The 22,097-nt window shown below is 62.4% G+C and carries 15 protein-coding genes and 1 pseudogene; 8 read left to right on the forward strand and 8 right to left on the reverse strand.

From position 1 onward, the window contains the following. Positions 1-83 precede the first annotated feature (83 nt). Positions 84-5,731 (forward strand): annotated as a pseudogene (locus tag CFII68_RS0126275) (retention module-containing protein). Positions 5,732-5,891: 160 nt separating this feature from the next. On the opposite strand, the gene CFII68_RS00120 reads toward CFII68_RS0126275, so the two are convergent. Next, a complete protein-coding gene (locus CFII68_RS00120) occupies positions 5,892-6,287 on the reverse strand; it encodes a YbaN family protein (protein WP_003198995.1) in 396 nt (131 codons plus the stop codon). An 8-nt stretch (positions 6,288-6,295) separates the two neighbouring features. Beyond that, positions 6,296-6,883 carry a YecA family protein gene (locus CFII68_RS00115; RefSeq protein WP_003198997.1) on the reverse strand — a complete coding sequence of 196 codons (588 nt, stop codon included), beginning with the start codon at positions 6,881-6,883 and terminating at the stop codon, positions 6,296-6,298. A gap of 432 nt (positions 6,884-7,315) precedes the next feature. Between CFII68_RS00115 and recQ the strand changes: the two genes are divergently transcribed. From recQ to CFII68_RS00100, 3 genes are all read left to right on the forward strand, one after another. Beyond that, positions 7,316-9,442, forward strand: coding sequence for a DNA helicase RecQ (gene recQ / locus CFII68_RS00110; RefSeq protein ID WP_018614419.1), 2,127 nt, complete (start codon positions 7,316-7,318; stop codon positions 9,440-9,442). Between the two features lie 118 nt (positions 9,443-9,560). Then, positions 9,561-9,995: a MarR family transcriptional regulator gene (locus CFII68_RS00105; protein WP_003199001.1), complete on the forward strand. Its 435-nt coding sequence runs from the start codon at positions 9,561-9,563 to the stop codon at positions 9,993-9,995. Positions 9,996-10,113: 118 nt separating this feature from the next. Continuing rightward, positions 10,114-12,072, forward strand: a complete 1,959-nt coding sequence (locus tag CFII68_RS00100) for a FimV/HubP family polar landmark protein (protein WP_018614422.1) — start codon at positions 10,114-10,116, stop codon at positions 12,070-12,072. Positions 12,073-12,241: 169 nt separating this feature from the next. Here the strand turns inward: CFII68_RS00100 and CFII68_RS00095 are convergent, their stop codons facing one another. Then, complete coding sequence (locus tag CFII68_RS00095) at positions 12,242-14,443, reverse strand: patatin-like phospholipase family protein (protein WP_018614424.1); 2,202 nt, start codon at positions 14,441-14,443, stop codon at positions 12,242-12,244. A 70-nt stretch (positions 14,444-14,513) separates the two neighbouring features. On the opposite strand from CFII68_RS00095, the gene CFII68_RS00090 reads away from it, so the two are divergent. Then, positions 14,514-14,801 carry a SelT/SelW/SelH family protein gene (locus tag CFII68_RS00090; protein WP_003199006.1) on the forward strand — a complete coding sequence of 96 codons (288 nt, stop codon included), beginning with the start codon at positions 14,514-14,516 and terminating at the stop codon, positions 14,799-14,801. Here the strand turns inward: CFII68_RS00090 and CFII68_RS00085 are convergent. Beyond that, entirely contained in the window at positions 14,795-15,685 is an 891-nt protein-coding gene (locus CFII68_RS00085) for a DMT family transporter (protein WP_018614426.1), read from the reverse strand. The two genes, CFII68_RS00090 and CFII68_RS00085, sit on opposite strands and share 7 nt — an antisense overlap. Positions 15,686-15,940: 255 nt before the next feature. Then, positions 15,941-16,690 carry an AraC family transcriptional regulator gene (locus tag CFII68_RS00080; RefSeq protein ID WP_018614428.1) on the reverse strand — a complete coding sequence of 250 codons (750 nt, stop codon included), beginning with the start codon at positions 16,688-16,690 and terminating at the stop codon, positions 15,941-15,943. 135 nt (positions 16,691-16,825) lie between these two features. Between CFII68_RS00080 and CFII68_RS00075 the strand changes: the two genes are divergently transcribed. Next, positions 16,826-17,641 carry a UDP-2,3-diacylglucosamine diphosphatase gene (locus CFII68_RS00075; protein WP_018614430.1) on the forward strand — a complete coding sequence of 272 codons (816 nt, stop codon included), beginning with the start codon at positions 16,826-16,828 and terminating at the stop codon, positions 17,639-17,641. Positions 17,642-17,797: 156 nt separating this feature from the next. Here the strand turns inward: CFII68_RS00075 and CFII68_RS00070 are convergent, their stop codons facing one another. Both CFII68_RS00070 and CFII68_RS00065 read right to left on the reverse strand, forming a co-directional pair. Then, the gene (locus CFII68_RS00070; RefSeq protein ID WP_018614432.1) at positions 17,798-18,385 is read right to left on the reverse strand and encodes an HD domain-containing protein; all 588 of its coding nucleotides are present in this window, start codon (positions 18,383-18,385) and stop codon (positions 17,798-17,800) included. Between the two features lie 14 nt (positions 18,386-18,399). Further along, on the reverse strand, positions 18,400-18,711 hold the full coding sequence (locus CFII68_RS00065) for a DUF962 domain-containing protein (protein ID WP_018614434.1): 312 nt from the start codon (positions 18,709-18,711) through the stop codon (positions 18,400-18,402). A 139-nt stretch (positions 18,712-18,850) separates the two neighbouring features. On the opposite strand from CFII68_RS00065, the gene CFII68_RS00060 reads away from it, so the two are divergent. Then, on the forward strand, positions 18,851-19,864 hold the full coding sequence (locus tag CFII68_RS00060) for an AraC family transcriptional regulator (protein ID WP_074849589.1): 1,014 nt from the start codon (positions 18,851-18,853) through the stop codon (positions 19,862-19,864). A gap of 4 nt (positions 19,865-19,868) precedes the next feature. Here CFII68_RS00060 and CFII68_RS00055 read toward each other — a convergent pair whose 3' ends face one another. Next, complete coding sequence (locus CFII68_RS00055; RefSeq protein ID WP_018614438.1) at positions 19,869-21,323, reverse strand: TrkH family potassium uptake protein; 1,455 nt, start codon at positions 21,321-21,323, stop codon at positions 19,869-19,871. A 161-nt stretch (positions 21,324-21,484) separates the two neighbouring features. Here CFII68_RS00055 and CFII68_RS00050 point away from each other — a divergent pair, with 161 nt between their 5' ends. After that, positions 21,485-22,048, forward strand: a complete 564-nt coding sequence (locus tag CFII68_RS00050) for an NAD(P)H nitroreductase (protein ID WP_018614440.1) — start codon at positions 21,485-21,487, stop codon at positions 22,046-22,048. The last annotated feature ends 49 nt before the right edge of the window (positions 22,049-22,097 follow it).

Below are 22,097 nucleotides of genomic sequence, written 5' to 3' on the forward strand. Positions count from 1 at the left end.
TCCAGCTTTTTTGGTCGCCAACCCGAGGACGGATTCTTCACCCAGACAGGTGCCGATTGCGGTCGGCAACGGAGGAAATGCACATGGCAGCGCTCATCGGTATCGTCAGCAAAGTGGTCGGGCAAGTTTTCGCAGAAGCGGCCGGTGGCCTGCGGCGGCCTCTGGTCGAAGGCGATCGGCTTTACGCCGGCGAACACCTGGTCACCGGTGCCGAAGGGGCCGTGGCTGTTCATATGCAGAACGGCCAGACCTTGACCCTGGGCCGCGAAAGCAACCTGACCCTGACCCCGCAGTTGCTCGCCAACCATGCGCCTCATGTCGACACGCCCGACGCGGCGGCACCGAGTGACGCGCAACTGACCGATGTGCAAAAGCTGCAGCAAGCCATCGCTGCCGGTGCCGACCCGACTCAGACTGGTGAGGCCACGGCCGCTGGCCCCGAGGGCGGCAATCCGGGGGGCGTGGGCGGCGGGCACAGTTTTGTGCTGCTGGAAGAAGTCGGCGGGGAAGTCGATCCGCTGATCGGTTTCCCTACGGCCGGGTTCAACGGGATCCCCGAGTTTCCACCGCTGCGCCTGGCCGGTGATCCGGACAACACGGGCGACGATGCAACCGTGCCGCCGGTGACACCGGATAACCCGGTGACCCTCGACGGGGTCAATGTCGAGGGCGGCGAGCTGACCACCAACGAGGCCAATCTGGCCGATGGTTCGGCCAGTAATCCGGGGGCGCTGGTGCAAAATGGCACCTTCACGGTTTCCGCGCCTGACGGGCTGAGCAGCCTGAGCATCGGCGGCATCAACGTGATCACCGGCGGCGTGCCCGTGGGCTTCCCCCAAACCATCACTTCAGCGCTGGGCAACACGTTGACCATCACTGGTTATGACCCGGCCACGGGGGTGGTCAGCTACAGCTACACCCTGACGGACAATGAAATCCATCCTGCCGGTGGCGGTGCCAACAACATTACCGAGCAGTTCCCGGTGGTGGCGGTCGACACCGACGGCGATACGGCCACCGGCACCCTGGACGTCAACATTACCGATGACGTGCCCCAGGCGATCGACGACAGCCACGCCAACACGGCGTCGGAAACCCTGGTCACCCTCACCGGCAACGTATTGCCCAACGACCATCAGGGCGCCGACCGGATCCCCACCGGTCCCGACAGCGGGCCGATCATCGGCGGGACGTTCACCGGCACCTACGGCACCCTGGTGCTCAACCCCAACGGCACGTACACCTACACCCTGAACACCAGCGACCCGCAATTCGTCGCGTTGCATGGCGGGGGCAGCGGCACTGAGACGTTCACCTACACCCTGACCGATGCCGACGGCGACACCAGCACCGCGAACCTGGTGCTGCAAGTGCACAACAACGACGACCCGGTGGTGTTGGTGGGCCTTGATGCCGAGGGTGGTGAGCTGTCGCTGCAAGAGAAAAACCTCAGCGACGGCAGCAGCCCGGATGCATCGGCGCTGACTCAAAGCGGCACCTTTACCGTGACTGCGTTGGATGGTGTGCAGACCTTGAGCGTTGGCGGCATCAACGTCGTCACCGGCGGTGTAGCGGCTGGTTTCCCACAGTCGATTACCACCGCACTGGGTAATACGCTGACCATCACCGGCTACAACGCCACCACCGGCGTGGTCAGCTACAGCTACACCTTGCTGGACAATGAAGCCCATCCAAACGCCAATGGCGCCAACAGCCTCAGCGAACAATTTGCGGTCGTCGTCACCGACGACAACGGCACCACGGCCAACGGCAACTTGGACGTGAACATCGTCGACGACCTGCCTAAAGCCGTGGACGACAGCAACGCCAGCACGGCTTCGGAAACCAACCTGACCCTGACCGGCAGCGTGTTGACCAACGACACCCAAGGTGCAGACCATGTGGCGTCCGGCCCAATCACCCCCGGCACGTTCACCGGTACTTACGGCACCCTGGTGCTCAACGCCGACGGTTCCTACACCTACACCCTCAACACCGCTGACGCCGATTTCAAAGGCTTGCACGGTGGTGGCAATGGCAGCGAAACCTTCACCTACACCCTGACCGATGCCGACGGCGATACCAGCACCGCCAATCTGGTGCTGCAAGTGCACAACAACGACGACCCGGTGATCATCACCGGCCTCGACACCGACGGCGGTGAGCTGTCATTGCAGGAGAAAAATCTCAGCGACGGCAGCAGCCCGGATGCATCGGCGCTGACTCAAAGCGGCACCTTTACCGTCACCGCGTTGGATGGTGTGCAGACCTTGAGTGTTGGCGGCATCAACGTCGTCACCGGCGGTGTAGCGGCTGGTTTCCCACAGTCGATTACCACCGCACTGGGTAATACGCTGACCATCACCGGCTACAACGCCCCCACCGGCGTGGTCAGCTACAGCTACACGCTGCTGGACAATGAAGCCCATCCAAACGCCAACGGCGCCAACAGCCTCAGCGAACAATTTGCGGTCGTCGTCACCGACGACAACGGCACCACCGCCAACGGCAACCTGGACGTGAACATCGTCGACGACGTGCCGACCGCCCATGCCGATTTCGCCTCGGTGGTGGAGGGCGGCACGGTCAACGGCAATGTGCTGGACAACGATGTACTTGGCGCGGACGGCGGCCGCGAGTGGTGCCGTGATCGGCGTGCGCGCCGGCAATGACACCTCGAACCCTGCCGTCGGCGGCCTGAACACCCAGATCAATGGTACCTACGGTTACCTGACCCTGGACGCCAATGGCAACGCCGTCTATCACAGCAACCCCGACGCGGTCGGTGCAGCAGGCGCGACCGATGTATTCACCTACACCGTGCGCGACGCCGATGGTGATGAAAGCACCACCACCCTCACCATTGACGTGCACAACAGCTGCCTCATCGCAGAAACCGACCACGACATTACGGTCTATGAAAAAGCACTCGACTTGACACAGGACGGCCAGGACCTGGCCCCTGGTACCGTCACCGGCAGCGACCCGAGCGCTACCAGTGAAACCGCCAGCGGCAGCCTTGGTCGGTTCGATCAGCGGTGCCACTGGCGCTGTCACCTTCACCCTGGTGGGCAGCGCCAGCGGCGCCTACGGCCAGTTGCTGCTCCACCCGGACGGTTCCTACACCTACACCCTGACGTCGCCCGCCACGACCACGCCCCACGCCAACGATGGCCCGAATGTGCTGAGCGAAGATTTCACTTATCAGGCCACGGACACCCTGGGCAACAGCACCACCGGCAGCCTGGTGGTCAGCATCGTCGATGACGTGCCAACGGCCATTGCGTCCGAGCGTTCGGTCACGGCGGTGGAGATAGATTCGAACCTGCTGATCGTGCTCGACGTGTCCGGCAGCATGGCCGATGACTCCGGTGTACCGGGGCTTTCGCGGCTGGACCTGGCGAAACAGGCGATCAGCGCCTTGCTCGATAAATACGATGACCTGGGGGATGTGAAAGTCCAGCTCGTGACGTTCAGCAGCAGCGCCACCGACCAGACTTCGGTGTGGGTCGACGTGGCGACCGCCAAGTCGCTTCTCTCCAGCCTGTCGGCGGATGGCGGAACCAACTACGACGCGGCAGTGGCGACGGCCAAGACTGCGTTTGTCACGTCCGGGCAACTGACCGGCGCGCAGAACATCGGCTACTTCTTCTCTGACGGCAAACCCACCTCGGGCCAGGAAACCGGTGCGGCAGACGAGGCCGCATGGAAAGCCTTCCTCGACGCCAACGGCATCAAGAACTACGCCATTGGCCTGGGCAGCGGCGTCAGCAATGCTCACCTCGACCCGCTGGCCTACGACGGCAGCGCCCACACCAACACCAACGCGGTGGTGGTCACCGACCTGAACCAGCTCAACTCGGTGCTTTCCGACACCGTGCAAGGCGCGCCGGTCACCGGCAACCTGCTGGGCGAGGGCGGTTCGTTCGGCGCCGATGGCGGGTTTATCAAAAGCCTGGTGGTCGATGGCACCACGTACAGCTACGACCCGGCGGCCAACGGTGGCCATGGTGCACTGACCGCCAGCGGCGGGCTCAACCATGGCTCCTTCAATACCGCCACCAACACACTGAGCATCGCCACTGACCACGACGGCACCCTGGTGGTCAACCTCGACACCGGTGCGTTCAGCTACACCTCCCAGACCGCCACCGGCACCTTGATCACCGAGCACATCGGCTACACCGTCAGTGACAATGACGGGGACCTGGCAAGCTCCAACCTGGTGATCAATGTCGTGCCCAACAGCCCACCGATCGCTGTCGACGACAACATCATCACCAACGTGCTGTCGGGCAACATCGTGATCCCGGGTGAGTTGCTGCTGGGTAACGACAGCGACGCCAACGGCGATCCGCTCACCGCTTCACCCACCAGTTTCAATACCGGTTGGACCGCCAAAGGCGGGGATTTCACTGGCAGCACCGGCACGGTCAGTTTCACCGGCAACAACGTGCAGTCGATCAACCTCAGCCGCAGTGCCTTCGTCGCCAATACCGCGAGCATGACGGCGATGCTGGTGGTCAGCGGTGCACTGGGGATGGTGTCCAATAACAACGCCAACGATGAGGACCGGCTCAACATCAGCCTCAAACAGGGCGAAACCCTCACCCTGGACCACAACCTTTCGGCCGGTCGCATTGCGATGGAGTATTCACTCAACGGCGGGCCATTCATTGCGATCAACGATGGCGCTTCGTTCACCGCGGCAGCGGATGGCAACTACCAGATCCACGTCACCAACATCCCCAATCCCGGCGGCGGTAATTCCAACGCGGCGGAAAACTATCAACTGACCCTGACCGTTGACTATGCGGGGGCGCAGGACAAAACCCCGGATTACCACGGCAGCTACACCGCCAGTGACAACCACGGTGGCAGTGACAGCGCGGCGGTAGATATCAGCTATCAGTCGGGCCATACCCTGACCGGCACCACCGGGGACGATGTGCTGATTGCCGGCAACGGTGACAACACCCTCAATGCGGGCGATGGCAACGACATCCTCAGCGCCGGTTCGGGCAACAACACCCTGCATGGCGGGGCAGGCGATGATTTGCTCTACAGTGGCGCGGGGAATGATCTGCTTGACGGCGGTACGGGCAACGACACCGCGAGCTATGCTCACGCGACCGCCGGGGTCACCGTCAACCTGGGCCTGTTGGCGGCGCAGAACACCCTTGGCGCCGGCACCGACACACTGGCAGGCATCGAAAACCTGATGGGTTCGAGCTTCAACGACACCCTCACCGGCGACGGGGCCAGCAACCGCATCAACGGCGGATTGGGCCATGACGTGCTTAATGGCGGTGGTGGCGATGACTTGTTGATCGGCGGCCTGGGCAACAACACCCTGACCGGCGGCAGCGGTGCCGATACCTTCCAATGGCAGGCAGGCAACAGCGGTCACGACGTGATCACTGACTTCGCGCCCGGCGTCGACAAACTCGACCTGTCCCAGCTGTTGCAAGGGGAGAACGGCAGCGCGGCGTCACTGGATGATTACCTGCATTTCAGCGTGAGCGGCAGCGGTGCTTCGGTCGTCACCAGCATCGATGTCAGTGCCATTGCCGGCGCCACGCCGAACCAGACCATCGACCTGACCGGTGTCAACCTCGCCAGTCATTACGGCGTCACGCCGGGGGCGGGGGGCATCATCGGCGGAGCGGACACCGCGACCATCATCAACGGCATGTTGAGTGATCATTCGTTGAGAGTGGATACGGTGTGAAGGCTGTTGTGGCGAGGGGATTTATCCCCGCTCGGCTGCGAAGCAGTCGCAAACCGGTCGGTAGGGGCTGTCTGTTGCAGCGCGGCGCCTGGTTTTGGGTTGCTTCGCAACCCAGCGGGGATAAATCCCCTCGCCACAGGAGAAGGCGCCGTACTCATGCTCAGGGTTTGCGCAATGTTTTCTGCTTGAGGATATAAACCGTCACCAGCACCGCGCTGGTGAGCATGAACCCCCGGGCCCACGGTAGGGGCACCAGGTAGCAGGAAAAGAGGATGCTCGCCCACATCAGCCCGATGGCATAGACCTTGCCCTTGAGCGGGATGCCGTTGCCGCTGAGGTAGTCGCGGATCCACGGGCCGAGGCGGGGATGTTCTACCAGCCATTGGTAGAAGCGCGGCGAGCTGCGGGCGAAACAGGCTGCCGCCAGGAGCAGGAAAGGGGTGGTGGGCAGAACGGGTACGAAGATGCCGATAACGCCCAGCGCTACGCTCAGCCAGCCAATGGCCAACAGAACGTAACGCAGGATCAGCGGGCGATTGCCAACGGGCGAGGGCACCCGGTCACTCAGTGGTGGCGAGGCTTGAGGATCGCCGGTTTCTCGTCCGGTGCGTTGCACAGCAGGTACAGGGCGGTGAGGGCTTCCGGGATCTGGACGATCATGTCGTCCATCAGGTTGGCGTCGGCGGCGATGTCGGAAAACTCCGGTTGCTCGTCGAACAGGCCGGAACCGACCATGATCGGCAGCAGCATTTCGCTGACTTCCTCTTCGGCGGTTTCGAACCAGGCGGCTTCGCGCAGGAACACACCTTCCATGAAGCCGATGCACCAGCCACGCAATTCCGAATCGTCCGGGTCATCACCCAGGTCCAGGTCGCACGGCAATTCGAATTCTTCGTCGGAGGCCAGTTGACGGGCGATGTGGGCCTTGAGGCCGACCAGCGTGGCTTCGATCTCGGCACGCTGGGCTTCGTCGCTGTAATGCGGCTCTTCGGCGAACAGGGCGTCGATCCACTCACGGTCCGGCACCGTTTCTGCGCAGATGGACAGGGCGGTCAGATAGCCGTGAGCGGCCACGTAGTCCAGCGCCTCTTCGTGCAGCTCATCGGCGTCGAGGAAGACTTGCAGGCGGGTCAGTTGCTCAGCGAAGGACATTACGGGCTACCTTGGGGAATAAACAATGCGGGAATTCTAGGCCTTCTTGAGCGCCCAGGCCAGCCGCGTGGCGTATTTGCCCCTCCCTAGGAGGTGAAATAGGGGCATGGAGAAAAAAACAGGGATGGACGCGGTCCCTGTGGCGAGGGGATTTATCCCCGTTGTGGGAGCAAAGCTTGCTCGCGAAGCAAGCGCCTCGATTTCTGAAGGCGAGACCGCGTCGCTTCCATCGCGGGCAAGCCTTGCTCCCACAGTCCCAAGCACCTCCTGTCAGCAGCCCCCTTTGCAACGAAGGCCTCGGGTATACTGCCGCGTTTTGTGATGCCCTGCGGCGTCCCGCCGGTTCGAAACGCACACTTACGATTTGCCGGTGCAGCGTTTGTGATTCTGAACCAGCCTTGCAGGGATGTTTTGGTGATTTTTGGAGTTTTTATGCTCGAACAGGCTCAACGCGTCCTCAAGGACATCTTCGGCTACGACAGTTTCCGTGGCCGCCAGGGTGCCATTATTGAGCGCGTGGCCAGCGGTGGCGATGCCCTGGTGCTCATGCCCACCGGCGGCGGCAAATCCTTGTGCTTCCAGGTTCCAGCGCTGTTACGCGACGGCCTGGCGGTGGTGGTATCGCCGCTGATCGCATTGATGGACGACCAGGTCGCGACCCTTGAAGAACTGGGTGTCGCCGCCGCTGCGCTGAACTCCACCCTCAGCGCCGAGCAGCAGCGGGACCTGGCGACGCGAATCAAGCGCGGCGAAGTGAAAATGTTGTACCTGGCCCCGGAACGCCTGGTGCAGCCACGCATGCTGGCGTTCCTGCAGAGCCTGGACATCGCCCTGTTCGCCATTGACGAAGCCCACTGTGTGTCCCAATGGGGTCATGATTTCCGTCGCGAATACCTGCAACTGGGGCAGTTGGCGGAACTGTTCCCCGACGTGCCGCGCATCGCCCTGACCGCCACCGCCGACAAGCGCACCCGCGAGGAAATCGTCGAGCGCCTGCACTTGCAGGATGCCGAGCGGTTCCTGTCCAGCTTCGACCGCCCCAATATTTTCTACCGCATCGTGCCCAAGGAGCAGCCGCGCAAGCAGTTGCTGGCGTTTCTCGCCGAGCGCCGCAGCGATGCCGGCATTGTCTATTGCCTGTCACGCAAGAAGGTCGATGAAGTGGCCGCGTTTCTGTGTGAGCAGGGGTTCCCGGCGTTGCCGTATCACGCCGGGCTGCCCAACGACCTGCGGGCCTATCACCAGAAGCGCTTCCTCAACGAGGAAGGTCTGATCATGGTGGCCACCATTGCGTTCGGTATGGGCATCGACAAACCCAACGTGCGTTTTGTCGCGCACCTGGACCTGCCCAAGTCCCTCGAGGCGTACTACCAGGAAACCGGGCGTGCCGGCCGTGATGGCTTGCCGGCCGACGCCTGGATGGCCTACGGCCTGCAAGACGTGGTGATGCTCAAGCAGATGCTGCAGAACTCCGAAGGCGATGAGCGCCACAAGCGCCTGGAGCAGCACAAGCTCGACGCGATGCTCTCGCTGTGCGAAGAAACCCGCTGCCGTCGCCAGACCTTGCTGGCCTATTTTGACGAAGACATGCCCCAGCCTTGCGGGCATTGCGACAACTGTGTCGATGGCGTGGAAACCTGGGACGCCACCGAACCGGCCCGCCAGGCCTTGTCGGCGATTTTCCGTACTGGCCAGCGCTATGGCGTCGGGCATCTGGTGGACGTGTTGCTGGGCAAGGACAACGAGAAGGTCCGCAACTTTGGTCACCAGCACCTGTCGGTGTTCGGCGTGGGCAAGGCGCGCACCGAGAGCGAGTGGCGTTCATTGTTCCGACAACTGGTGGCCCGCGGTCTGGCCGACATCGACCTGGAAGGCTACGGCGGCCTGCGCCTGAGTGCGACGTGCCGGCCGTTGCTCAAAGGCGAGGTTACCCTCGAGCTGCGCCGCGACCTCAAGCCGGCAACGGCGGTCAAGAGCAGCAAGAGCCAGGCCAGCCAACTGGTGCGTGGCGAAGAGCGCGATCAATGGGAAGCCTTGCGCGCCTTGAGGCGCAAGTTGGCCGAGGAACACGGTGTCCCGCCGTACGTCATCTTTCCCGACTCGACGCTGCTGGAAATGCTCCGCAGCCAGCCCACCTCCCTGGAGGAAATGGCCCGGGTCAGTGGCGTGGGCGCGCGCAAGCTGGAGCGGTATGGCGAGGCCTTCCTCCAGGTACTGGGTGGCGAGGCCGAGGCACCGAAAGCGGTGGCCGATGTGCGTCACGAACTCATCACGCTGGCTCGGGCCGGCATGACACCGTTGCAGATCGCCGGGCAATTGCAGTGCTCGGAAAAGAACGTCTACACGATGCTGGCCGAGGCCATCGGCAAACAGCAGTTATCCCTGGAGCAGGCGCTGGATCTGCCCGAGGAACTGATGGGCGAGGTACAGGACGCGTTCCTGGATGGCGAAGGTGAGTTACCCCCAGTGTCTGAAGTCGCCGCACTGTTTGTCGGACGAGTTCCTGAAGGCGTGCTGTACTGCGTCAGGGCTGCGTTGCAGTCGGAATTTGAAGTCTGATCAGTGAGTTGCGTTCCTTTAACGATTCAGTACAAGGCGAGACTTGCTTGAATCCAAAGCTCATGCTTAGCTGACTAATAATTAGTTTTTCTCTATTTCAGATCTGATGAGTTTTTTTATGCCGTTAACCGATCAACACCGTTTTGGCATGCAGTTGGCGCAAATGTCTCGAGGCTGGCGTGCCGAACTGGATCGTCGCCTGGCCGGGCTGGGCCTGTCCCAGGCGCGTTGGCTGGTGCTGTTGCACCTGGCCCGTTTCGAACAGGCGCCGACCCAGCGTGAACTGGCCCAGAGTGTCGCCGTCGAAGGCCCGACCCTGGCCCGGTTGCTCGATAGCCTGGAAACCCAGGGGCTGGTGCAGCGCCAGGCCGTGGCCGAGGACCGCCGGGCCAAGAAAATCGTGCTCTGCGCACCGGCCCTACCGTTGATCGAACAAATCGAAACCATTGCCACACAATTGCGTCGGGAGCTGTTCGAAGGTGTCGACGAGGCGGACATGCGCGTGTGCATGCGGGTTCACGGCACGATCCTGGCCAACCTGGAAAAGTCCTGAGGCATATCCCTGGCGTCAGACTTTTGAGATTCGCCGGTTAGCGAACTATAACCAGTAGTAAGCGTTCCTATTGAAGCGTTTACGCCGCGGTTGGTTTTGGTAATCGAAAGGGATACCCATGCTTGAAAGTTTGCAGTCCACGTTGCGCAGTTGGGTCAACGTGTCGGTCGTCGTGGGTGCCCTGGGGTTTCCGGCTTTGGCGTCAGCGCTGGGGCTTGGCGAAATCACGCTGCATTCCGCCTTGAACCAGCCGTTGCGTGCCGATATCGCCCTGGTCGATGTGGCCGGGATCGGCGAGGGCGATCTGTCGGCCAGCCTGGCGAGCCCGGACGATTTCAGTCGTGCGGGTGTGGAGCGGGTGTTCTTTCTCAATGGCCTGCGCTTCACGCCGGTATTGCGCGGTGATCGTAGCTTCATTCGGGTGACCTCCAACAAGCCGGTGGAGGAGCCGTTTCTCAATTTCCTGGTGCAGCTCAATCAGCCCAACGGGCGCCTGCTGCGCGAATACACCGTGCTGATCGACCCGCCGGGCACGCCGGGTATCGTGCCAGTCCGTGACGAACCCTCCGCGGCCCCACAGTCCATCAAGCCGCCCCCGGCGGTACAGGGCAAGCGCTACACCGTGGTGCAGGGAGACAACCCCTGGATTATCGCCAAACGTCTGCATGACGCCGGCAGCAACGCGTCGGTCAATGAGCTGATGCAAGGAATCCAGGCCTTGAACCCCGGCAGTGACCGGCTTTCCATCGGCCAGCGCTTGTTGCTGCCCGACTCGGCCGTGCTGCCGACGCCTGCTGCCACCACTGCCGGCCAGGCCCCCGCCGCGTCCGATGAACAATTGGCCGCCAGCGTGCTGCAAAATCAGCAGCAACAGAAGACCATCGAGGAGCTGCAGGCGCGGCTCCAGGCTCAGGACGAGCAAATCGCTGGCCAGCGCAAGCAGATCAGTGAATTGCAGACCCGGCTGGCTGAGGTAGCGCCAGCCCCGGCTGAATCGACACAACCGCAACCGGCGCTTCCTGCAGCGGAACCGGCGTCGGACGCGCAACCCGCTACAGAACCGGTAGCAGAGCCAGAGGGCATCAATTGGACATGGGTGGCGGGGCTGGTGGGCCTGTTGGGGTTGCTGGCGCTGTTACTGTTCGTTCGGCGTCGGCAGCAGCAGGCCGAGCTGGAACCGATGACCGGGCGTCCCGAGCCGATGCTGGAGCAGGGCGACGAAACCTTTGCAGCAATCCCCGATACGGAGCCGTCCGAGACGGCGGCATCGTTCAATAACGGGGATACGCCCCTGGGTGATGTGCTGGAGGGTGTCGGGATCTACTTGACCTACGGTCGTTTCACCGAGGCCGCAGGGCTGTTGCGCGCCGCGTTGCTGGCGGAGCCGGAACGCACCGACCTGGGCCTCAAGTTGCTGGAAGTACTGGGCAAGCAGGGCGATGTCATCGGTTTCCAGGCCCAGGAACATCATCTACTGGCACAGGGTATCGATGCCGGGACATTGGAGGAGATCCGCGGGCGCTACCCCAAGGTTGCCATGATCGCCGCGCCGACAGTGGCATCGGTACAACCTCAGGTGCCGGTTCTTGCACCTGCTCTGGCACCGATACCTGTTCCTGAACGTGAGCCGGTGCCTGGTGACGAGTTCGAGTTGGACCTGGATGCACTGTCCATGGAAACCAGTTGGGACCTCGCCGATGCCCAGGACAACACTGCTGATGACGAGGCTGGTTCACCCCATGCCGCCGAGGGCTTGTCGCTTTCAGGTTTCGACGAACCGGACCTGCAATGGGAATCGCCTCTGGAAACCGAGTCGCTGGACGATGCTTTCCTCGATAGCTTTGCCGACGAAGAACAGTCGCTGGAGTTTGAGCCGCTGGCCCTTGAACCAGTTTCCCTGGACACCCTGTCCCTCGAGCCTCAGGCCCCGGAACACTCGCTCAAGCTGGAACAGGCACAGAATTGCATCGACGATGGAGACCTGAAAACAGCCGTCTCCCTGCTTGAAGAACTGCTCGAAGAAGGTGACGAACCCCTCAAGCAGACCGCCCGGGTGCTGCTGGCAGGGATTCGCTGAAGCTATAAATGGATGTTGAGTCCACTGGCCTCTTCGCGAGCAAGCCCGCTCCCACAAGGGTTCCCTGGCAGTCGCAAGCTCGATGCTCACGCAAATTCCTGTGGGAGCGGGCTTGCTCGCGAAGGCGTCGGTTCAGCCTCTCGATCTTTCCCAGGCAAACGCCTACCCCTCAAAACGTCTGCCCCAGGTTCAGATACACCGCCTGTTCATCATCGTCGTTAAAGCCATAGCTGAAATTCAGCGGCCCCAGCGGTGTATCGAAACCGAGGAAAATGCTGGCGGCGTTGATGTAGCCGCTGTCGAATTCGTTGTCGTTGTTCCAGGCCCGGCCGCGTTCCAGCGAGCCGCCGATGTACAGCGGCAAGTCCAATGGCAGATAGGCCCGCGGTGTGAGGCGGCGGTAATACACGGCACGCATCAGGCTGATGTTCTGCCCGGAGACCCCGTCTTCGCGAAAGCCCGACAGTTGCCGCGCGCCACCGAGCACAAAGCTGGACGTCACGACCTCTGCGGTGTCCAGTGTTCGGCCGTAGCGCCCGCCCAGGATGAAGGTGTCCGGGCCGCTGCTCAGGGCCTTGTCCAGTTTGAACTCCCACTGGCGGTAACGCTGGTCGGAACCCAGCCCCGGTTCGTATTGGCGCCAGGTCAGGCCGATGTCTTCCCCTTCATGGGGGAAATACACGTTGTCGAAGGAGTCGAAGGAATACTTCAGCTCATAGAAACCTTCATTGAAGTTTTCGCTGGGCTGGTCGTGATCGCCAATACGCACATCCGCCTTGCCCCAGGCCTGGCCGACACCGAAGCGGATTTCGCCGTTGTTGCCGATCTGGCGGCCCACGTTCAGCCCGAAGCCATAACGCTCGACGCGATACTGGGCTACCGGATCGTTGTCCAGGATGGACTCCACGTTGCGCGATTCGAATTGCCCGTAGGGGGCGATGAAGTAGCGCGAGCCGACATCCAATGGCTGGTAGAACTCGCTGTACAACTCCTGCTTGTCGCCGATCTGCGCCCGGGTCAGCCATTCGGCACCGAGGCGATTGATGCCGTTGACCCGGTAGCTGGCTCCCAGGTTGAAAGCGCTGTCGCCGCGCATGTCGTCCGACAGGCTCAGCCCCAGCCGCAGGTAGTCGGTGCCGGTGCGCCGGCCCCGGGCGCTGATCACCAGTGTGTGGTCCGGGCCCTTGTGGACCACGCGGTATTGCACCTGTTCGAAGTAGTCCAGGCCGTACAGCGTGCCCATGTCGGTCTGCAGGCGGCCCAGGTCCAGCGGCTCACCGATCTGCTGGCGAACGTAATAGCGAATCACGTCGTCACCGACTTTCGAGTCGTTCTCCACGCGAATGGCGGTGATGACTGGCGTGCGTTCGCTGGGAGTGCGCGCGGCCATGAGCTCGGCGTCGGGCGCCTCGGGCGGACGCAGAGGCGCCAGGCGTGCCTGGAGTATCCGCGTGGCACGGTAGCCGGCGTCGATCATCTCCTGGGCCCGGCCGAAATCGGTGGAGCCGAAGCTCGCCAGCGCTGGCTGGATCAACACGTCGTCTTTTTTCAGGGTGGCCAGTTGCTCTTCAGAGTTGCGCCGGGTCATCAAGGTGGTCGACTGGTTCAGCACGTCGACCACTGTGACCAGTTGCTTGCGGTTGCGCAGCGGTGTACCGATGTCGACCACGATAGCCACGTCCACGCCCATTTCCCGGGCCACATCCAGCGGGATGTTGTCGGCCATGCCGCCGTCCACCAGCAGCCGGCCGTCCAGCTCCACCGGGGCGAATACCGCCGGGATCGACATGCTGGCGCGAATGACCTTGGGCAGGTGGCCTTTGCGGAATACGACTTTTTCACCCGTGGCGATGTCGGTGGCGACTGCGCGAAACGGGATCGGCAGTTTGTCGAAGTCCCGCGTGTCGCTGGCGTGGGCCAGCAGGCTTTCGAGCAGCAGGGCCAGGTTCTGGCCCTGGATGACCCCCAAGGGCAGGCCGAGGCTGCCGTCGTCGCGAAAGCTCAGTTTCTGTTTGACCAGAAAGTCGCGGTCATCCTGCTTGCGCCGGAATGGCACGTCCTTGCGGGGTGGCGCATCGGACAAGGCCTGTTGCCAGTCGATGCCCAGGGCGAGTTTTTCCAGTTCGTCGATCTTGTAGCCCGAGGCATACAGCCCGCCGATCACCGCGCCCATGCTGGTGCCGGCGATGGCATCGATCTTGATGCCTTGCTCTTCCAGGGCCTTGAGCACGCCGATGTGGGCCAGCCCTCGTGCGGCGCCGCCGGACAGCACCAGGCCGATTTTTGGGCGTGGCGTTTCGACGGCGGGCTCGTTGGCATGGCCGAGCAGGGGCAACAGCAACAGAAGCAGGAGCGGCAGCAGGCGGCGCATCGTCAATCTCGGGGCGGGTGTCAAAGGCGGGTATTATAACGACGCCTTCGAACCCAGGAGTCCACCCGCAATGACCGAACATAAACCGGAAGTCGTCATCACGTATTGCACCCAGTGCCAATGGCTGTTGCGCGCTGCCTGGCTGGCCCAGGAACTGCTCAGCACCTTCGGCGACGACCTGGGCAAAGTGTCCCTGGTGCCGGGCACCGGTGGTGTGTTCCACATCAGTTGCGACGGCACGCAGATCTGGGAGCGCAAGGCCGACGGCGGGTTTCCCGAGGCCAAGGTGCTCAAGCAGCGGGTCCGCGACCGGATCGACCCGGAGCGGGACCTGGGCCACAACGATCGGGTTCAGTGAGACGCGGCTTGGGCGCCAACCTCCGGTTTCTTCGAACCGCCCTGTTGGCTTGAGATCACGATGGCCGCGATGATCACTACGCCGCCCAGCAGCATGCGCAGTGTCGGGCTCTCATCGAATAGCCACCAGGCCATGGCGATGCCGTAGACCGGCTCCATGGCGAACACCACTGCCGCCGTGCGCGCCTTGATCACCGCCAGGCTGGCGACGAACAGGCTGTGGGCCAGGCCGGTGCAGAACACGCCGAGCAAGCCGATCCATAACCAGTCGATGGGGCGAACGTCGCTCAATTGTGGCGCGGCCATCGGCAGCAGGCACAACCCGACCACCACGTTCTGGCACAGTGCGGCCTGCACCGGCGGCACGTGCGCCGAGCCGGCACGGTTGGTCAATGACAACAGGGAGAACAGCAGCCCCGAGCCCATGGCCCACAGCAAACCGGTGGTGGCACCGCTGGCCAGGTCGAAGTTCGGTGTGACCAGTACCAGGCCGACGCTCACCAACACCACCAGCCAGATTTCATTGGCGCGAATCCGCTCGCGGAAGATCAGCCCTTCAAGCAACACCGTGAAGGCCGGAAAACTGGTGAACCCCAGCGTGGCGATCGCCACGCCGGCAACCTTCACGGCGATGAAGAAACTCACCCAATGCCCGGCCAGCAACAGCCCCCCAAGCAACAATCGCCGGCCATCCTGTGCCCGCAGCTTCTGCCAGCGACTGCTACTGGCGAACCGGGCAAACATCGCCAGGGCGAGCACGGCGAAGACGGCGCGCCCGAACACAATGACCGCTGGCGAGGCTGCGGCGAGTTTGCCGAAGACACCGGTGAGGCCAAACATGAGTGCGCCGATGTGCAGGGCGCCGAGGGCGGTACGAGGTGTCATTTCAATCCTTTCAACAGATAAGCCAAAACCGACGGACAAACATCAATCCCCTGTAGGAGCTGACTGTAGGAGCTGACGAGTGCAACGAGGCTGCGATCTTTCCTCAGACAGTTGAATCGCAAGCGAAAGATCAAAAGATCGCAGCCTCGTTTCACTCGTCAGCTCCTACACAGCTCCTACGGGGCTCCTGCAGGGAATTTAAGCGTTGGGGAGGTGCTGGCGTCTGTCGCGATCCTAGCGACTTTTAGCGCGAGGCTAGCGCTGACGCCGCAACGTGCCCGGCGAGACGCCGAATTCGCGCAGTACCGCCGCGGCGAAGGCACTTTGGGAGCTGTAGCCGACCCGGTGGGCAATCTCGCCGATGGGCAACTGCGAATCACGCAACAACGCCACGGCCTTGTGCAAGCGGCGGCTGCGGATGTAATCCATCGGGGTTTGCCCGCACTCGGCGACGAAGCGTGCGTGCAGGCGGGCACTGGAGAGGCCGGCGATTCGCGCCAGGTCCGCCACTTGCAGCGGATAAGCGGCGTTCTGGTCGATGTGGGCATTGAGTGCGGCGTAGGGCAGGCGCCGGCCGCCGAGGGTTGCCTGGCGAGCGTTATTGAGGCTCGCCAGCAGCAGCACCGCGCCTTGCTGGGCGATCACCGGATCGTCCACCGGGCTGCCCGCCAACCAACTGACCAACTGGCTTTGCCCCGCATCCAGGGGCAGGCGAGCGGTATCGTCGAGCAAGCGGCGGCTGGCGTCGGCGTGATCCCCCAGGCATTGCCCGACCCAATCATCACTGGGCACATCCAACACCAGGCAGCGGCTGCCGTGGGGGCTGCCGCAGCCGTGATGCGCGCCGGCCGGTACCACCACGAAGCTTTGTTGCACCACCTGGCTGCCATGCCCTTCGACCTCGAAATCCAGCGCGCCAGACAACCCGAACACCAGTTGGGCATGGTCATGGCTGTGGGCGATCAAGTCGTGGCTGTAGTGGCGTAGTGTGAGGATCGGTCTCATCGCGGTCTCCCGTGTCAGGCCGCCAGCATACACCGAGGGCGCCACGCCCGGCGCTGTCATGCAATGGACTTGTGTTTGTCATGGGCCATTAACCGCTGGCGTGCACAGTGGCAAAAACGATCAGAGGGTTGCCCAATGACCAGCGCCGAGCTCGCCAAACCCAGCCGCAAACAGCGTGTTCGCACCCTGTGGATTTCCGATGTGCACCTGGGTACCCGGGATTGCCAGGCCGAGCACCTGTCGCAGTTTCTCAAGGGCTACCACGCCGACAAGATCTACCTGGTGGGTGACATCATCGATGGCTGGAAACTGCGCGGTGGCATGTATTGGCCCCAGGCCCACACCAACGTCATTCGCCGCTTGCTGACCATGAGCAAGCGCGGCACCGAGGTGATCTACGTCACCGGCAACCATGACGAATTCCTGCGGCGCTATTCGAAGCTGATCCTGGGCAATATCCAGTTGGTGGACGAAGCGGTGCACGTCACGGCCGATGGTCGGCACCTGTTGGTGATCCATGGCGATCAGTTCGATGTCATCACCCGTTACCACCGTTGGCTGGCGTTCCTCGGGGATTCGGCCTACGAGTTCACCCTCACGCTGAACCGCTGGCTCAACCATTGGCGCGCCCGTTACGGCTACGGTTACTGGTCGCTGTCGGCGTACCTCAAGCACAAGGTCAAGACCGCCGTCAGCTTCATCAGTGACTTTGAGGAAGCCATCGCCCACGAGTGTGTGAAACGCGAACTGCATGGCGTGGTCTGCGGGCATATCCACCATGCCGAGATGCGCATGGTGGGCGAGGTGGAATACCTCAATTGTGGCGATTGGGTCGAATCCTGCACGGCGCTGATCGAGCACTGGGACGGGTCGATCGAGTTGTATCGGTTGGCGGAGGCCCAGGCGCGGGAGGCGCAGTTGAAGGCACTGAAAGTCGCCGAACCTGCTTGAGCCTTACACCTTGTGGCGAGGGGATTTATCCCCGCTGGGCTGCGAAGCAGCCCCCTATTGGTGTGCCAGGTTGATCGCGCTGAAGCAAATTTTCTTGGGGCTGCTGCGCAGCCCAGCGGGGATAAATCCCCTCGCCACAGGGTTTTGCTGTGTCTGTCAGGCCGGTTTGTCAGCCATCGCCGCCTTGTAGATCGATTGCTTCGGCGCGGCAAACAGCCTTTCCAGCATCGGCTCGAAGAAACTCAACGGCAGGGTGTCGTACTCGGGGTCGAACGCCGCCGCGTCATATTTCGCACAAAAGTCGATTGTCGCCTGGTACTGCGGATGATCGAAAAACTGCTCGCGCAGGTGCCGGTCCATGCCCAGGTGATGGAAGAAGTAATAGCCCTGGAAAATCCCGTGTTTTTCCACCATCCACAGGTTTTCGGCGCTGACGAAGGGCTTGAGGATCGCCGCTGCGATGTCCGGGTGGTTATACGAGCCCAGGGTGTCACCGATATCGTGGAGCAGGGCGCAGACTACGTATTCCTCGTCCTGCCCGTCACGGTAGGCGCGGGTGGCGGTTTGCAGGGAGTGGGTGAGGCGATCCACCGGGAACCCGCCGAAATCGCCGTCCAGCAGTTTCAAGTGGGTCAGGATCCGGCTCGGCAATTGCCGTGCGTAGGCGCTGAAATCGGCCGCGATGAGCGCCCAGTCTTCCTGGGTGCCGTCCTGCATGTGGGTAAAGCGTGCATGGGTGTTCATGGGCAGTCCTTTGACTAGAACGCAACCTTGCCCAGCAGCATGTCGCGGTACATGACGAAATCGCCGAGCAGGCTGTAGAACGGGTGCTGGAAGGTGGCGGGACGGTTCTTTTCAAAGAAGAAGTGCCCGACCCAGGCAAAGCCGTAGCCGGCCACGGGCAGGGCGAGCCACAGCCACCCGCTACCCACGACGAGGGCCATGACGAAAATCAGGATGACCAGGGAGGTGCCGATGAAATGCAATCGGCGGCAGGTGCTGTTGCTGTGTTCGCCGAGGTAATAGGGGTAGAACTCAGCGAACGTATTGAATCGTTTGGCGTTTTCCACGACGGCTAGCTCTGTGGTTATTGTTCTGATGCTTGAAGTCTAGAGCTATCACCTGCAACAGCCAGTGACAATGGGCGCCACTTTAGTATCCTTCGCAAATCCAGCCGTACCCTGCGGCTCGTCATGCAAGTAAAACGTCATGAGCGAACGAACGACTTCTTCAAGCTGGGCGATGGGGATTGTCAAAGCGTTGGAAATGGACGGCCTGGATTGTCGGGTGCTGTTCCAGCAACTGGGGCTGGACTTTGATGCGCTGGACGATCCGGATGCACGTTTCCCCCAGGATTCGATGACGCGGCTCTGGCAACGGGCGGTGGAGTTGTCCGGTAACCCGGCCATTGGCTTGAACATGGGCAAAGTGGTGCGCCCGGCCTCGTTCCATGTGGTTGGCTACGCCTTGATGTCCAGTCGCACCCTGGCAGAGGGCTTTCAACGGCTGGTGCGATACCAGCGGATCATTGCCGAAAGCGCCGAATTGAGTTTTCGTCGGTTGGAAGAAGGCTACGGGCTGATCCTGACGGTGCATGGGGACCATCTGCCCCCCACTCGCCAAAGTGCCGAAGCGTCCCTGGCCTGTGCGTTGGCGCTATGCAGTTGGCTGACCGGGCGCGCCCTGCACCCGGTGAAAGTGCTGTGCCAAGGCGCCGAGCCCTTGGACCTGGCGCCTTATCAGCGAGCTTTCTGCGCGCCGTTGGTGTTCGGCGCACCTTATGACGCACTGATTTTTGAACGGGCCGACATGGAGGCGCCGCTGCCGACGGCCAACGAAGCCATGGCGCAGCTTCACGACCGGTTTGCCGGGGAGTATCTCGCGCGCTTTTCGGAAAGCCGCGTGACCCACAAGGCGCGACAAGCGTTGTGCCGACTGTTGCCCCAGGGCGAGCCCAAGCGAGACGTGGTGGCGCAGACGCTGCACCTGTCGCAGCGCACCTTGCAGCGGCGTTTACAGGAGGAAGGCACGAGTTTCCAGAGCCTGCTCGAAGACACCCGCCGCGAACTGGCCGAGCAGTACCTGGCGCAGCCAGGCATGACGCTGCTCGAAATCGCCTATCTGCTGGGGTTTGCCGACCCGAGCAATTTTTTTCGGGCCTTTCGCCGCTGGTTCGACACCACACCGGGCGAATACCGGGCACGGTTGGCGAGCCAGTCTTGACCGGTCAGTGACGCCAGAACGCCGGGATACACAGCACGAACACCGTAATGATTTCCAGTCGGCCCAGCAGCATGCCGCCTGACAGAATCCACTTGGCCGCGTCCGGCAGCGGTGCGAAGTTGCCAGCCGGCCCGATGGTTTCCCCCAGCCCCGGGCCGACGCCGGACACGGTACTGGCTGCACCGGTCAGCGCCGTCATCCATTCCACGCCCAGCAGCGACAGCAGCAGCGCGATCACGCAGATGGTGATGGCGAAGAAGAACGAGAACGTAAGGATCGAGCGGACGATTTCTTCGTCGAGGCGATGACCGTTGTATTTCTGCTTGATCACCGCGCGCGGGTGGATCAGTTGATTAAGGTTGGCCCGCAGCAGGATGTAGGCGACCTGGAAGCGGAAGATCTTGATCCCGCCAGCCGTCGAGCCCGAGCAACCGCCGACGAACCCCAGGTAGAAGAACAACATCAGCGAGAAATTGCCCCACAAGCTGTAGTCGCCCAGGGCAAAGCCGGTGGTGGTGACGATGGACGTCACGTTCAGTGCCACGTGCCGCAACGCGTCCAGCCAGTGCAGGTCGGTGGTTGCCCAATACCAGGTGCCGAGCACCAGCCAGGTCACCAGCAGTACGCCGATAAGCCCCTGGACCTGCTGGTCCTTGATCAGCGCCCGACGATTGCCTCGCAGCGTCGACACATACAGGGCAAACGGCAGGCTGCCGAGGATCATGATGACGATGGCGACCCAGTGCACGGCCGGCTGGGTCCATTTGGCCAGGGACAGGTCCGAGGTGGAAAAACCGCCGGTGGAGATTGCCGACATCGCATGGTTGATGGCATCGAACAGGCTCATCCCGGCCCACCAGAGCGCCAGGGTGCCGAGAATGGTGATGCCCACGTAGGACGCCACGATCAACCGCGCCACCATGTGGGAACGGGGCATGACTTTTTCCGAGCGGTCCGACGACTCGGTCTGGAACAACCGCATGCCACCGATGCGCAGCAGGGGCAGGATCGCCACCGCCATGCCGATGAAGCCGATGCCGCCGAGCCAGTGCAGCAGCGAGCGCCACATCAGGATACCCGGGGACATGTTGTCCAGGCCACTCAGGACGGTGGCGCCGGTTGCGGTGATGCCGGACATGCTTTCGAAAAACGAGTCGGTGTAGCTGATCTTCTGGGTCAGCAGGAACGGCAGCGCGGCAAACACACAAACCACCAGCCAACTGCTGACGGTCAGCAGGTACATGTCCCGAGGGCGCAGGTGGATGTGCTCCGGGCGTCCGGGAATAATCAGGGCCAGGCCGGCAACAAAGGTGATCATGCTCGACCAGAGGAAAGACGGCAGGTCGCTGGTGCGCTCGTAGATCAGCAGCGTGGCCATGGGCACGACCATGAAGATCGCCAGGGTGATCAGGAAGATGCCGATGATGAAACCAATGATCCGCAGGGTCGGCAACGCCATGAAGTCCGCTCAGGCTGAAAGGGAAGGGCGCCATTCTACCTGCGGCAAGCGTCCTGTAAACCGGCACCCGGAACCGAGTGGGCGCCGGGTCGCGGATTTTGCGCTAACGAACTCGCCGCACAGCCACTAGAATAGCCGGACATTTTTTCAGGAGGTGGCCGATGCAGGCTCTCGACGCTTTGCTCAACCGTGTTTCCGTCCCGCGCCTGGTGGACCCGGCCCCCACGCCGGAGCAGCGTGAACTCATGTTCGCCGCGGCCATGCGGGCGCCGGATCACGGCCAGTTGCGGCCATGGCGTTTTCTGACGGTCGAAGGGCAGGCGCGCAATCGCATGGGCGAACTGCTGGCCGAAGCGGCGCGGTTCAATGACCCGCTGGTACCGGAAGCGGTCGTGGAAAAGGCCCTCAACGGCCCATTGCGTGCGCCTCTGGTCGTGGTGGTGATTGCTCGCCTGCAGGACCATTTCAAGATCCCCAAATCCGAACAGTTGTTGGCGGCCGGCTGCGCGGCCCATGGCATCTTGTTGGCGGCGTATGCCCAAGGGGTCGGTGGCGTGTGGCGGACCGGTGAGCTGGCGTACTCGCCGCATGTGGCCAGGGGGCTTGGCCTTGAAGACGGGGAAGAGGTGATCGGTTTCCTCTACCTGGGCACGCCGCAGAAAGAAGCGCGCACGGCACCGCAGGAAGATGTCGGGCAGTTTGTCCGCGAGTGGACAGGCCTGTAGGTAGAGCGTCTGGCGCAGCGCCTGTGGTGAGAGGACTTATCTGTGGCGA

This window comes from Pseudomonas sp. CFII68 (assembly GCF_000416195.1).
In the GTDB taxonomy this organism is placed as follows: Bacteria; Pseudomonadota; Gammaproteobacteria; order Pseudomonadales; family Pseudomonadaceae; genus Aquipseudomonas; species Aquipseudomonas kilonensis.

Bases quoted from the DNA above. Each gene is read 5' to 3' on its own strand.
- CFII68_RS00115 (WP_003198997.1), bottom strand. From the start codon at position 6,883: ATGTCCTTCGCTGAGCAACTGACCCGCCTGCAAGTCTTCCTCGACGCC.
- recQ (WP_018614419.1), top strand. From the start codon at position 7,316: ATGCTCGAACAGGCTCAACGCGTCCTCAAGGACATCTTCGGCTACGAC.
- CFII68_RS00105 (WP_003199001.1), top strand. From the start codon at position 9,561: ATGCCGTTAACCGATCAACACCGTTTTGGCATGCAGTTGGCGCAAATG.
- CFII68_RS00100 (WP_018614422.1), top strand. From the start codon at position 10,114: ATGCTTGAAAGTTTGCAGTCCACGTTGCGCAGTTGGGTCAACGTGTCG.
- CFII68_RS00095 (WP_018614424.1), bottom strand. From the start codon at position 14,443: ATGCGCCGCCTGCTGCCGCTCCTGCTTCTGTTGCTGTTGCCCCTGCTC.
- CFII68_RS00090 (WP_003199006.1), top strand. From the start codon at position 14,514: ATGACCGAACATAAACCGGAAGTCGTCATCACGTATTGCACCCAGTGC.
- CFII68_RS00085 (WP_018614426.1), bottom strand. From the start codon at position 15,685: ATGACACCTCGTACCGCCCTCGGCGCCCTGCACATCGGCGCACTCATG.
- CFII68_RS00080 (WP_018614428.1), bottom strand. From the start codon at position 16,690: ATGAGACCGATCCTCACACTACGCCACTACAGCCACGACTTGATCGCC.
- CFII68_RS00075 (WP_018614430.1), top strand. From the start codon at position 16,826: ATGACCAGCGCCGAGCTCGCCAAACCCAGCCGCAAACAGCGTGTTCGC.
- CFII68_RS00070 (WP_018614432.1), bottom strand. From the start codon at position 18,385: ATGAACACCCATGCACGCTTTACCCACATGCAGGACGGCACCCAGGAA.
- CFII68_RS00060 (WP_074849589.1), top strand. From the start codon at position 18,851: ATGAGCGAACGAACGACTTCTTCAAGCTGGGCGATGGGGATTGTCAAA.
- CFII68_RS00055 (WP_018614438.1), bottom strand. From the start codon at position 21,323: ATGGCGTTGCCGACCCTGCGGATCATTGGTTTCATCATCGGCATCTTC.
- CFII68_RS00050 (WP_018614440.1), top strand. From the start codon at position 21,485: ATGCAGGCTCTCGACGCTTTGCTCAACCGTGTTTCCGTCCCGCGCCTG.